This is a genomic window from Oceanobacillus sp. CFH 90083 (genome assembly GCF_009389585.1).
GTDB lineage: Bacteria > Bacillota > Bacilli > Bacillales > Amphibacillaceae > Oceanobacillus.
Map to the genome: position 1 here is coordinate 24,203 of NZ_VIYG01000012.1, position 12,838 is coordinate 37,040.

Genomic DNA, 12,838 nt, shown 5'->3' on the forward strand with positions numbered 1-12,838 from the left:
TTCCTGACTTTATTACCTTTCTCCCCATTAAAGCTGTTCTTCTAACCTATTCAATATTATCCGGAAAGATAGATTCATCTAAATCATATGCATCTACCGCTTCCTGCACACTGATTTCATGATCAATCAGCCCTGCTTCATAGAATGTATCTGCCAGCTGCTGCTGATTGGCAATTATTTCTTCAGTCATTTTTTGAACGCCGAACTGGCGACGTTCGTGTGCAACCTCAAGCGGTTCCGGTTCGAGCCCTAACTCATCAGCTAGTATTTCAGCCGCTTCCCGCTTCTCTTCATTAGCCCATTGATCCATATTTTCTAGTTCCTCTAAAATGATGGTAAGTGCTTCCCGCTGTTCATCAGCAAAACCATCTCTTGCCAAATAGAAAGTACGGTTTTCAATTAAATCTGTTCCATCCAGAATCATATGTGTTTCATTTTGATCTTCCACAATTGCATAGAATGGATCCCAGGTTCCAAATACCTCAAATTCATCGTTAGAAAAAGCCATTAAGCCTTCAGAGGCATCCTTATAAAACTTCATATCTACTTCGTCCCAGCCAATACCAGCCTGCTTTAAAGATTCTAATAGAAGGTAGTGCTGGTTCCCCCCGTTAGTAACACCTACCACTTTCCCCTTTACATCCTCTAATGTTTCAATGCCTGAACCTTCTCTCGCTAATAATGCAACACCCTCTGGATAAGGTGATTCCGAAGCCACATAATTGACATTATGTCCGCCGGATTGCATCAGAACGCTGTGCACATCTGATGAATGGCCAAAATCAATATTATCTGTATTTAACGCCTCGATTAACGGTGCACCCATCGAGAATTCTTTCCACTCTACGTTATAGCCCGCCTCATTTAATGCCTCATCTAAAGTTCCGCGTGCCTTCAACAGATTCATCGTATTTCCTTTTTGATAACCTAAGCGAATAGTATCCCCATCTTCAGACGCATCTGCATCTGAATTACCGCTGCAGGCTGCCAATATAACTACTAAACTACATGTAATAAGTACAAAGAGTAATTTCTTCATTCTTCATCCCCCTACGATTTTATCTAGTATTTTCTTTTCATAGCTTGTAAATCTTTCATCTCGTTCGCGCGGTCTCTGCAAATCAATCTCCTGATCTAATTGAATACCGCCTTCATCAAGTACAATCACACGATCCGCTAAATGTACTGCCTCAGATACATCATGCGTCACTAAAATAGAAGTGAAATTTTGTTCCTGCCACAGTTCTTCAATTAAATGCTGCATCTCCATCCGTGTTAACGCATCCAGCGCCCCCAAAGGTTCATCAAATAATAAAACGTCCGGTTTACTGGCTAAAGCTCTCGCAAGCGCTACACGCTGCTTCTGCCCGCCGGATAATTCATCGGGCCATGCATCTTTTTTGCCATTTAATCCTACTTTTTCTAATGCTTCTTCTGCCTCCTTCTTATCCACTCCACCAATAGCGACATTCTTTAAAATACTTTTCCAGGGAATCAGACGGTCATCCTGGAACATAATGCGTATATTTGATTTTTTTGCTTCTCCATCCGTGTAAGCTAAAGAGCCACTCGTCACATCCTCAAGTCCGGCAATCACTCTTAACAGCGTACTTTTCCCACAGCCGCTTTTTCCTACTATTGCCGTGAAGCTTCCTTTTGGTATGGATACATTAATATCCCGTAAAACCTCATTATCTCCAAAGCTTTTGCCTACTTTTTTTAATTCAATACCAAACATCTAACCCCTCCTGTCTGACCCTGGCAGTTAATGCTTCCGGTAAGCTGGATTCCATTTCAGGAAACGTCGTTCACAAACCTTCGCAATAAAATCGGATAGCTTTCCTAAAATGGCATAAAGCACAATCGTTAATACAACAATATCCATCTGCATAAATTCGCGGGCTGTCGTTGCCATATATCCAATCCCTGCGTCAGCGCCAATGGTTTCCGCAACAATTAACGAAATCCATGTCACTCCCAGTGCATAGCGAATCCCGACTAAAATATTCGGCATCGCACCCGGCAAAATGATATTGGTGAATAATTGCCACTTCGACATGCCGTACACTTTTCCCATCTCAATTAATTTGCGGTCTACATTCTTGATACCGCTAAACGTATTGATATATATAGGGAACATGACCCCGACTGCAACAAGGAATATTTTGGCGCTCTCTCCAATTCCAAACCATAAAATCACGAGTGGAATAAGCGCTAAATGGGGAATAGTCCGTATCATTTGAATAGATGTATCCGTCAATTTTTCAAAAAATAGAACGGTTCCATTAAATAACCCAAGCAGAAAACCGACAGCACCGCCAATTGCAAATCCAATAACAGCGCGTTCTGTACTAATGTATACATGCTCCTGCAGCTCTCCCGTCTGGAATAAACGGATTCCAGCTTCAACGACTTCGATTGGCGTCGGCAGCATGGTGGACTTAATTAGATTAAGCTGGCCAAGCACCTGCCATAAAATCACAATAACAATCGGCAATAACCAAGGAAATAGCTGGTTATTATACCATTTATTCTTTTTCACTGATTGTGCCCCCTTTATATGTATCCTTCAACTAGCTGCCTTTCCCATATTCACCATCATAATACTGTTTCAATTTTATTCACAAAAAATGAAAACAGATTTTGAAAACCTAGTAAAAACCAGAACCAATTAGAGCAAATCCTTGCTATGCATACCTAATCACAAATCCATACAACCCACGTATACATTGAATAGTGCCTCAATTATAACCTTTCAACTAGGAATTGTAAACATTGATTTTTCATAGAAACAGCATTGATATTACTGTATCATATTTCAAAGAAAAAAATACTAAAATATTATGTAACAGATCTTTTCAACAGATAAAAAGAGCGGCATTTATTCCTGATCTGAAATGAAATAGAAAATTATCTATATAAATAGATCAGAAATAAATATATCAAGTTTTTGCAGATAGCTTTCTCTGAAAAATAGGTTCAAGAAATCACCCTTTCATCATATCTGTCCCATAAAAAATAACCCCTGATTAAAAGGGGTTATACTTCGTTAAACACACATAGAAGAAAAATAACTTATGCTAAATGAGTAACATTTTACATAAATCGGTACACAGCATGCTTTACTTCAAATTGTTCTTTTTTATTCCCTCCTGAGAAGTTGACGATAAAAGGTTTCTCTCCTCTTTGTTTCAGCGTATCAGAAACAATTCCTTCTCCATTCGGTTCATAAAAGATAATGTCTCCACCAGCCAGCTTTAAGCGGTATCCCGTTGCATGTAAAGCTTCATCGGTGAACGATTCCCCCTGCTCCAAATTCAAATAAGCGGCCCACTTTTCTATGGCAGCTTTCGCATCCTCTACAGCAAGTCCGACAGATTCCAGAGAAACAGCTCCCCGGTTATGAGCAGTAATTGCCCCTTGTTCTTTTAAGCCTTGCCTGCGTTCTTCATCGGCTTCTTCCCATTCTATAAAGAATGGCAAGTCCAGCTGTTCTTCCGGATTCCCTGCAAATAACAGCTTCCAGCTTATCATACTGCCATCTGGTCTTTTTCTGCCTAAAGGAACGGGACCAATTACCTCCAGACCGAGTGATTTAAAACGTTTCGCAGCCTCCTCAAGATTACACGACCTTAATGCAATTCGTGATAAGCCTGACGCATAATTATCTTTTTGAAATGTATCTCTCAGGCTATATGCTTCAGCAGGCTGGTCCGCTAGATGCTGATCAAATACGCCAATCAGCTCGATATAGCTTAAATCAAAATAACTGAGTGCGTTATAGGTTCCGCCATTATCATGCTTTCCTCCATCAACAGCATGGAACCCAAGCTCCTGCAACGCATCTCTGGCTTCTTCCGGACTATCAACAAAATGAACAAGGTGGTCAAACTGAAAATGCATTGACTTCCCTCCCCTTTTTACATTTCATTTTATCACACCCCGATGATGGAAGTTTCCTTTTATAGAAATAGCTTCTAATAAAGGGAACTATTATTCAGAGGAATGCATAGATTCTTTGTCACATATTCCATCTAGAGCACCAACCTGCATTCTTCGCTATACGTTATACGTCAGCATGATTTCCCATCGCAATGGACAATCTGTTCCACGTATTAATCTGCAAAATAACCATTACCAGTTCCACATATTCTTTTTCATTATAATATTCCCTCACATGTGTATATAGTGCATCGCTGACACCATTTTCAGCAATTAGGGTCATATTTTCGGCTAATTCAAGTGCTGCCTGTTCTTCTTCACGGAATATTCCCGCTGCTTTCCAATCCTCTAAAGCATTAATCTGTTCATCAGACACTTTTAACTTTTTGGCTGCTTTAGTGTGCATATTCAAGCAATAAGAACACCCATTAATTTGAGACACCCTAATTTTAATAAGCTCTTTCAGCTTTCTGTCAATGGAGGTTTTCCGTACATATTTCTCAGACTCCATAATGGTTTCCAATGCAGCTGGAGACACTTTAAAATAATTTATTCGATTATCCATCTTCATCATTCCCGCCGCTTTCACGATACCTTTATTGACCAGTTTCGCCATATCTATTCTCCTCCCTTAATAATCTGCCTTCTTCCTTGAAAAACGGTTCATTACATGGAGCAAGTACAACATTTGTTGCATTTTTAAGGCTATCGTATACTAGTCATAACGAATTAGCAATACAATTTGAATAAGTCCTACAAACCACTATGATATGTGGACCTTTAGAGAGGAGCGAAAAATGATGGCTCACACAGGCAACAATCCCTCTGCCATCAGATCCCAGGGATGGCTGGTGGAAGCACTTTTATCCCTTATGGCAGAAAAACCTTATCGTAAAATCACCATCAAGGAAATTGCTGAAAAAGCTGAATTAGACCGGAGTACCTTTTACCGCCATTTTACTTCTAAAGAGGCCGTACTGGAACGACACCTCGATCAGCTGGCGCAAGAATACTTACAAAGGCTGGATACCGGAGAAAATATGGATATGGGGAAAGTAGCTAAAATTTTCATCGCATTCTGGATAGAGCATTTAGACTTTATTCGGCTGGCTCGAGCAAACGATTTAGATAGCCTGCTATTGAAGACTTTTAACAAGCACTTACCTTCTATCCACCGACTGACCAAAGGCCAGTTTGCTTATTCTATCAGTGAGGAACATATGGAATTTGCCTTAGCCTTTAATGCAGGCGGAATGTGGAATATTCTGATGAAATGGGTCGATAGTGATTTTGAACACACTTATGAAGATTTGATAAAAGCGTTTGAAGAAATAAGCCGATTTAACTTTTTTAGGCAGGAAGATATAAATGAAAGGTTGTTGGAACAATAAGACAAAAGAAAAGTGAGCCACCTCTTGTATAGAAATCCGTTCACTCACTTTTCTAGTTCCACTATATGTGGTCATGCATCGGCAAGCTTTTCAATTTCTTCTTTGCTTAAGTTTGTAATTTCCGCTATTTGGCTGATTGGCATTCCTTTTGCTATCAATTTTAATGCTATTTCTTGTCTTCCTTTTTCTAATCCTTCTTGTTTTCCTTTATCAAAATATGAATTTGGCAGCTGCAGCACCACTTCTTTTTCCTCCTCCGGCAAGTTATCGATTTTTTGCATCACCTGTTCCTCCTCCTTTTCATTTAGTTTCAAATATGCCTCAAAAAAACCATATAAGAATGCCATTTTAGCCGGGTCGATTTTCATTCGGCTAATCATCCGCAGAAACTCGAGCTTCACCTGCACACGCTCATGCTCTTCATAGCCCATCTGACTGAGCAATGCTGCTACAGCGGGATTGTCTGATTGAATATACTTTTTCCAGTTTTTCCTTGATTAGATGCAGTTGTAAAAAGTTAAATTGAAGTACATTTTGTTGGGGAGTATCTATTCTGAGTTGGGGTGGTTCTTCCTGTTCCCTATTATAACTCAAAACGGCGATGGGTTGAATGGGTTTGCGGTGTTTTACATAGAAATAACTGAAGTAGAGAAACATTCTTTCAGGGAAATCCGCTTCGTGGGTGGCCTGTGCTTCCGTATGAATATGGAGGATTTTGTCTTGGTCGTTCAACTTTACTTCAGCGAGAATGTCTATTTCCTTCTTACGGCCATTGATGTAGTCCAGGTATACTTCCTGTTCGAGGAATGTCACTTTGGAGAAATCAATGCAGGGATGGAGATTGGGGAAAAAACCTTCAATGAACTCTTCAAAAAACTCTTGTATCAGCTTTTTAAACAGGCGATCGTGCTTCATGTAGTCTGCTTTTTCTTCTAGAATAACAGGTGCTGTGAACAATTAAGCACTCCCTTTCTATAGAATTATCTTTATTTTACCAATATTCGCATGAAAAATCCACTATTAATCTACTCTGATTGGCTTATATATATCTTTTAAAACGCACAACTCCTCCCATTATAATACGCAATGCAGAGGAGTTTCGTCTTTAAAATTAATTAAGTCTGTTAAGAGAAATGTGATGATTATTCACTTCTACCCGGCTAATCCTGGTTTACTTCCTTTTCATCTAATTTCTTCTCGATTGCTGCAATTTTACTGTCAAACGTACTTTGATAGTACGCACTGTTTACTTTGTACTCCAGATTTTCAATATATTGCTCCATCTCTTCAAATTTGGAAAATGGCTTTTCCGGCGATTCATCCACCACACGGTTAATTTGGTGATTCGCCTTGGCAATATTTTCACGCCCCATTAACTCCATCCGGCGCAGATGCATATCTTTTAAGCGATGCTTCATTTCTTCGTATTTCTGCTCCAGACTTTCCAGCTGGGTAATAGCTTCTTCTCTGGATGCTTTCATGCGGTCTGCACGGCTTTGATACTCTTCATGCTCTTTTAAAGCAAACTCATGCATTTCCTCTTCCTGGGCACGCTCTGCGATTTGTGCCTGTTTCAGGCGTTTATCTGCAAGCTCCTGCGCTTTCACATACTCACGTGCAAACTCTTCTTTTAATTTATATTGACGGTCAATCAGCTTTCTCACTTTTTCTTTTTCCTGTTCACTTTGGCGTAAATAATGATTAAGCGCAACAATTGGATTTTTTTGTTCTTTCTTATCCATCATGGTGTGTAAATCTGCTGAAATAGAATCCTTTATTCGAGTAAAAATATTTGTTGACATAACTAATCTCTCCTTTAAGTTTTATTTATTTAACTCTGCCCACTGTTTTTCAAAGTTCGTAAATGGATCATCATCTTCCTTTATTTCGTGGACAACATTGTTTTCCGGTGTGTTCCAGTTTTTATAGATAAGGTAAAGTGCATAGGCTGCTGCAACTCCTAAAACGGCATAGAGGTTAGAGAATGTAATGCTTAATACGATTAATCCAAGAATCACCCATCCTACTTTAGCAGCAGTAGAATCGGTACGAATAAATTTTTTAAAGCATATATATAGTAACCCTACGCTTAATGCCAGTAATACCATTGGACCTAAATTTGCGAGAAGGACAACTATTGCAATAAGCCCTCCGATAAACAACATGAATTTTTTCATTTTGTTTTCCCCTTTCGTTATCGTATCTTTATCTTACCGGTTCCGGCATTTTTCCGTAATGAGCCTGAGAAATATCTTTATCTAAGCCTTCAGATCTACCCGCATCTAAACTGCTGTTAATAGGGATGTTCAGAAGGACAAAAAAAGTGAGTAACTCTATATAAGAGCTGCTCACTTTATGTTTGATAAATTATATTTGGTTATTTATGATACCCAGGCTGGAACAACTATCCAATCAAGAAATAATAGCTTTTCCTTCTGCTTAATCATCAGGCTGCTGTCTCTATGATCGGCTGCGTTAAAATAAATTCAGCTTATATTTGTCTTCACAAACAAGGACTGGACAGCCGATTTATTTTTAACAATCCATCCGCCAATACAGCATGCAATTCCACTTAGCAAAAATGTAGAGAAAAAGCTCCTGCCATCGATCGCCTCTACCCCAATAAATAACGTGCTAAAAATTAATAATATAGCTGACAAGCCCCATAAATAAAGGTGAAATCTATTCCGCTTATTGAAAAGCAGATATCCGGTCAAGGTCAGTAAATATAAACCTGCCACTATCATGATAATTAGATAAGCTGGTGAGTACTTTGCTGCATAAACAAAGAAATCCCACACAACCAAATCACTTGCTTTTGTAATTATTCCATTTAACGAATTAAACATTGTCATAGAAGTATTCCACGCATCAGAATGGAGGATTATTCCGCTTCCTTCATACCAGGCAAAAGCGGCACATATAACAAACACACACAGGCATAAGCCGATTTGTAATCCAATAATCATATCGCTTCTCAGCTCCTTATTATCATGCTTCTAATTTTAGCTGATAAAATATATTGTAACAACCAGGATATTAGATTTTTCAGTAAGCAAAAGCAAATATTGACTTTCAAATGTATTTCTTGTATCTTATTACTATTAACTGCGAAATTTCATATTCTACAAGTATATAATTTCTTATCCAGAGAGGTGGAGGGACTGGCCCTTTGAAGCCTCGGCAGCGGACTATATCAGTACTGTGCCAATTCCAGCAGCATGCAAGCTTAAAGATAAGAAGAGAAAAATAATTTATTTCATTTAACCTCTTCTTTTGACTTAAGAAGGGGTTTTTATTTTGCTTTGTTTCGGAGAGAGGAAGGTCAATAATGTATACAATGGATTTAACAGGAAAGATTGCGATTGTAACTGGTGGAGCAAATGGAATTGGCAAAGCAATTGTTAATGCGCTCCTGGATTGTGGTGCAAAAGTTGCTGTAGCTGACAAAATAGAGATGCAAACAAATTCAACAGATAACGTTTTATATGTTTCTGCAGATGTATCCAAAAGCGATCAGGTAGACAAAATGGTTAAGCAAGTAACAGACCATTTTGGCAGACTGGATATTTTAGTAAATAATGCCGGGATCTCTACAATGGATTATTTTGTGGATATAAAGGAAAATGATTGGGATAAAACCATGGATGTGAACGCAAAAGGTGTGTATCTTTGCATGCAGGCAGCTGCGAATATTCTTAAACAGCAGGGAGAAGGCGGAAAGATTATCAATATTTCTTCTCAGGCCGGCAAAAACGGCTATCAGCTGATGGGAAGCTATGTTGCCTCAAAACATGCTGTGCTTGGCATGACAAAGGTTGCTGCTTTGGAATTAGCAAAGGATAAAATTAATGTAAATGCCGTCTGTCCAGGCATCGTTGAAACAGATATGAAACGGACAGAAAGAGTCATCGGCGGAGAGCTTCGAAAAGTCAATGCAAAAGCGATTGAACTTGAAGATAATTCCCAGGTTCCTTTAGGAAGAACAGCCGTGCCGCAGGACATTGCCAATGTTGTTATCTTTCTGGCATCTGCTTATTCGGATTATATGACAGGGCAGGGAATCAATGTTACCGGTGGTATGACTATGAACTAATCGTTTTTTTATTTCATTATCTTAAGCAGATAAAAAATCAGGAGGAAATTTCCATGGCTAATCAAGAAAATAAAGGAAGCCTATTGGCGCTTTTACCATTACTTATTTTTGTACTTTTATTTATCGGCACAGGATTAATTACAGGAGACTTTTCCAATATGCCAATTAATGTTGCCATCATTATTGCATCAGCTGTCGCATTAGCAATGAACCGAAAAGAAAAACTAACTGCAAAGCTGGATATATTCACCAAGGGCGCAGGGCATCCAAATATTATGTTAATGGTTGTTATCTTTATTTTGGCTGGAGCATTTGCTCAGACTGCTTCAGAAATGGGAGCAGTTGAATCAACAGTTAATATGGGGCTGTCATTTATTCCAAGTAATTATTTAATGGTCGGCTTGTTTATTGTCGGCTGTTTTATCTCTCTTTCCATGGGGACATCCATGGGAACTGTAGCTGCACTTGCCCCTATTGGCATAGGGATTGCTGATCAGACAGGTATTCCAATGGCATTAGCGATGGGAACAGTAATAAGCGGAGCAATGTTCGGGGACAACCTGTCTATGATTTCAGATACAACGATTGCCGCGGTCCGCACACAGCATACAAAAATGAGCGATAAATTTAAGACAAACTTTTTTATCATTTTACCAGGTGCAATTGTGACAGCTATTATTCTTTGGTTTCTTACACGTGGAAACTCAGTCGAAACGCTTGGGGAATACCCTTATGAATTCATCCAGGTTTTGCCTTATATTGTTGTTTTAGTTTGTGCTCTTGCTGGAATTAATGTACTTATTGTTCTTTTCGGAGGAACTATTCTGGCCGGTATTATTGGATTGCTTAATGGTTCTTTTACCGGAACAGGACTTATCCAAGCTGTTTCCCAAGGGGTCTTAAACATGCAGGATATTGCGCTAGTCGCTATTTTTATTGGCGGAATGATTGGTATTATCCAGCATAACGGTGGCATCCAATGGCTGCTAAATGCCGTAACCAGCAGAATTAAAACAAAAAAAGGAGCAGAATTTGGTATTGCCGGGTTAGTAAGTACAGCAGACATTGCAACAGCCAACAATACCATTTCCATTATTATGACGGGGCCATTGGCCAAAAATATTGCAGATGAATATAACGTAGATCCCCGGAAGTCAGCCAGTCTGCTGGATATCTTTTCAAGCTGCTGGCAGGGTCTTGTTCCTTATGGCGGACAAATGCTGGCAGCTGCCGGTCTTGCAGCTATTTCACCAGTCAGTATTATGGCTTATTCTGTTTATCCGATGACATTAGGAATTTGTGGTATCATCGCCATATTAATCGGTTTTCCTAAATTTAAAAAAGGTAGAAACTAAAAAAATCAGGTAGAACATGTTAAACTAAAGAAAAAAGAAGGAGCGTATCAATTATGGTAAAAGCAATGAATGTAGAAAGTTTTAATCTGGATCATACAAAAGTAGAAGCACCCTATATCCGTTTGGCTGGAACAACTAAAGGAACTAATGGCGATGTTATTTATAAGTACGACCTGCGTTTGAAGCAGCCAAATAAGGCACATATGGAGATGCCGGCACTTCATTCGCTGGAGCATTTAATGGCTGAATTGATTAGAAACCATCATGATACAGTAGTAGATTTTAGTCCAATGGGCTGCCAGACTGGATTCTATTTAACTATTTTAAACGATGACAATTACGATAGTCTTCTGGAAACAGTAGAAAAAACATTAGAGGATGTACTGAAAGCAGAAGAGGTTCCTGCATGTAATGAAGTTCAATGCGGCTGGGCTGCGAGCCACAGTTTAGAAGGTGCCAAAGAATTGGCAAAAGAACTGCTGGAGCATAAAGCAGAATGGCATAAGGTATTTGCAGAATAAAGTGAAGAAAATTGTTAAAAAGAAATCTGGGCGTGCCTGGGTTTCTTTTTATAAACCAATACCACCCTGCCTCTGTTAATTTTACTCTCCTTATCTTAATTCATTCCTTTCCGCATATTGATAAATATATATGAAACATCTTCTAAGTATTATCATCATTCCATCAATTTATCTCATGCATCCAATCAATCCTTATCCACAAATAAAAATATCAGCTATTCGAGATTACATAGGAATTGTTCTTGTTGAGAGCAATTCTTCTGCAAACCTTATTATCGTAGCTATTCTCTTAAGTATTTTCATTATTGCCCCGCTTATTATGAAACAATGTTTTATTGCAATATTTGTAGCTTTGAAATAAAATTTGATCAAAACAGATTCATTCTTTGTGAAGTATTATACAATTTTTATATAAAAGATTAATCATTTTCTACCATTGTTGTTAAACAATCGCACCCGTTTGCTGAATACTGATTGTAAATCTAATAGATTTAATTATCTAAAGGAAGTATGGGCTCTTCATCACTATACCTTGAATACATCGTGCCACTATTTTCTACATCGGAACATACTTCATCTTTACACGAAAAGATATAGCTTTGTTTATTAGTTTTCACATAAATCTCATAGTGAAAAACAGAAGATGGGTCAACAACATTAAAACGATTTACGCCTTGTTTAATCGCATAAACTTGTTCCTTGGAGGAAATTTCCTTATATTGCTTACTATCGAGCACCATTTTTGTCATTTCCGCCAAGAAATCTTGATCATCTATATTAGGAGTATAAGTACTCTTGATGTAACTATTAATTCCTAAATAGACATTAATTATCAAACTCATACAGAACAGGATAATGAAGATTAATAACTTAGGTTTCTTTCTCATTAATACACCCTCTTTGATAAATATATAAATACTTTTCAATCTTTTTAAATGCCTATAAAAGTTTTTATCAGTAAAGAATACTACATCCAATCCAGATATTCTTCAAAAGTAAATTCCCCAGTTACCTCTATAATAGTATCTGGTTTACTTCCGTCATAATATGAAATATCTGTGGTTACTCCTCTCCAATTTATATCAAAAATTCCATCTCCTTTGTATTTCAATTTCAATCTATTACTGTTAACTTCTTGGTGTTCGAAATAATAAATTCTAGCAAGTAAATCGTTTCTTTCCTCATCGTAACCATTATAAATATAGAATTCCATTTCTCCAAATTTATTGAGATTTAAGTTATCCAAGAAGACAGTTATTTCACCACTTGGATTCATGTTAAGATCAGCTGTATCGGGTACTGTTTGAATTGGTTCCTCCCTTGTTTCTACTTCTAACCATAACATTATTTTATTTTCGGAATTTTTTACTGCATAAATTATTGCTTCAGAGATATTATACTTTTCTATACCATTAAAGCGATTAAGAATAAATAATCCCATTAAAATCACCCACCCTTATTATTTACTTACTATACTAGTCTTCGGTTAACATAAGAAACAACTGTTCTTAATTAAACAATCGCACTCGTTAG

General features: G+C 38.0%; 16 protein-coding genes and 1 riboswitch. Of the genes, 4 read left to right on the top strand and 12 right to left on the bottom strand.

Annotated elements, in window-relative coordinates:
- Positions 1–46 precede the first annotated feature (46 nt).
- The 5 genes from FLK20_RS16360 to FLK20_RS16380 form a co-directional block, all read right to left on the bottom strand.
- Positions 47–1,039, bottom strand: a complete 993-nt coding sequence (locus FLK20_RS16360) for an aliphatic sulfonate ABC transporter substrate-binding protein (RefSeq protein WP_152657670.1) — start codon at positions 1,037–1,039, stop codon at positions 47–49.
- Between the two features lie 3 nt (positions 1,040–1,042).
- On the bottom strand, positions 1,043–1,738 hold the full coding sequence (locus FLK20_RS16365) for an ABC transporter ATP-binding protein (RefSeq protein WP_152657671.1): 696 nt from the start codon (positions 1,736–1,738) through the stop codon (positions 1,043–1,045).
- A gap of 27 nt (positions 1,739–1,765) precedes the next feature.
- Entirely contained in the window at positions 1,766–2,542 is a 777-nt protein-coding gene (locus FLK20_RS16370; protein WP_227995092.1) for an ABC transporter permease subunit, read from the bottom strand.
- 554 nt (positions 2,543–3,096) lie between these two features.
- Entirely contained in the window at positions 3,097–3,903 is an 807-nt protein-coding gene (locus FLK20_RS16375; protein ID WP_152657672.1) for a VOC family protein, read from the bottom strand.
- Positions 3,904–4,066: 163 nt separating this feature from the next.
- Positions 4,067–4,507 (bottom strand): carboxymuconolactone decarboxylase family protein, encoded by a 441-nt coding sequence (locus FLK20_RS16380; protein ID WP_152657773.1) that lies wholly within the window; start codon positions 4,505–4,507, stop codon positions 4,067–4,069.
- 235 nt (positions 4,508–4,742) lie between these two features.
- Between FLK20_RS16380 and FLK20_RS16385 the strand changes: the two genes are divergently transcribed.
- Positions 4,743–5,333 (top strand): TetR/AcrR family transcriptional regulator, encoded by a 591-nt coding sequence (locus tag FLK20_RS16385; RefSeq protein WP_194165648.1) that lies wholly within the window; start codon positions 4,743–4,745, stop codon positions 5,331–5,333.
- 71 nt (positions 5,334–5,404) lie between these two features.
- Here FLK20_RS16385 and FLK20_RS22300 read toward each other — a convergent pair whose 3' ends face one another.
- The 5 genes from FLK20_RS22300 to FLK20_RS16405 all read right to left on the bottom strand — a co-directional run bounded on the left by FLK20_RS22300 (position 5,405) and on the right by FLK20_RS16405 (position 8,302).
- Positions 5,405–5,734, bottom strand: coding sequence for a helix-turn-helix domain-containing protein (locus tag FLK20_RS22300; protein WP_370453200.1), 330 nt, complete (start codon positions 5,732–5,734; stop codon positions 5,405–5,407).
- 19 nt (positions 5,735–5,753) lie between these two features.
- Positions 5,754–6,290: an RpnC/YadD family protein gene (locus FLK20_RS22305; protein ID WP_370453201.1), complete on the bottom strand. Its 537-nt coding sequence runs from the start codon at positions 6,288–6,290 to the stop codon at positions 5,754–5,756.
- 203 nt (positions 6,291–6,493) lie between these two features.
- Positions 6,494–7,135, bottom strand: coding sequence for a PspA/IM30 family protein (locus tag FLK20_RS16395; protein ID WP_152657674.1), 642 nt, complete (start codon positions 7,133–7,135; stop codon positions 6,494–6,496).
- Between the two features lie 21 nt (positions 7,136–7,156).
- The gene (locus FLK20_RS16400) at positions 7,157–7,510 is read right to left on the bottom strand and encodes a lmo0954 family membrane protein (RefSeq protein WP_152657675.1); all 354 of its coding nucleotides are present in this window, start codon (positions 7,508–7,510) and stop codon (positions 7,157–7,159) included.
- A 309-nt stretch (positions 7,511–7,819) separates the two neighbouring features.
- Positions 7,820–8,302 (bottom strand): DUF4306 domain-containing protein, encoded by a 483-nt coding sequence (locus FLK20_RS16405; RefSeq protein ID WP_152657676.1) that lies wholly within the window; start codon positions 8,300–8,302, stop codon positions 7,820–7,822.
- A 171-nt stretch (positions 8,303–8,473) separates the two neighbouring features.
- A riboswitch (SAM riboswitch) is annotated at positions 8,474–8,575 on the top strand.
- An 89-nt stretch (positions 8,576–8,664) separates the two neighbouring features.
- On the opposite strand from FLK20_RS16405, the gene FLK20_RS16410 reads away from it, so the two are divergent.
- Genes FLK20_RS16410 through FLK20_RS16420 form a run of 3 tightly spaced genes read left to right on the top strand, consistent with a single transcriptional unit; the run spans position 8,665 to position 11,305 of the window.
- Positions 8,665–9,429: an SDR family NAD(P)-dependent oxidoreductase gene (locus FLK20_RS16410; protein WP_152657677.1), complete on the top strand. Its 765-nt coding sequence runs from the start codon at positions 8,665–8,667 to the stop codon at positions 9,427–9,429.
- A gap of 47 nt (positions 9,430–9,476) precedes the next feature.
- On the top strand, positions 9,477–10,784 hold the full coding sequence (locus FLK20_RS16415; protein ID WP_255473841.1) for a Na+/H+ antiporter NhaC family protein: 1,308 nt from the start codon (positions 9,477–9,479) through the stop codon (positions 10,782–10,784).
- Between the two features lie 53 nt (positions 10,785–10,837).
- A complete protein-coding gene (locus FLK20_RS16420; protein WP_152657679.1) occupies positions 10,838–11,305 on the top strand; it encodes an S-ribosylhomocysteine lyase in 468 nt (155 codons plus the stop codon).
- Between the two features lie 491 nt (positions 11,306–11,796).
- Here FLK20_RS16420 and FLK20_RS16425 read toward each other — a convergent pair whose 3' ends face one another.
- Entirely contained in the window at positions 11,797–12,192 is a 396-nt protein-coding gene (locus tag FLK20_RS16425; RefSeq protein ID WP_152657680.1) for a hypothetical protein, read from the bottom strand.
- 80 nt (positions 12,193–12,272) lie between these two features.
- The gene (locus tag FLK20_RS16430) at positions 12,273–12,746 is read right to left on the bottom strand and encodes a hypothetical protein (protein ID WP_152657681.1); all 474 of its coding nucleotides are present in this window, start codon (positions 12,744–12,746) and stop codon (positions 12,273–12,275) included.
- Between the last annotated feature and the right edge of the window lie 92 nt (positions 12,747–12,838).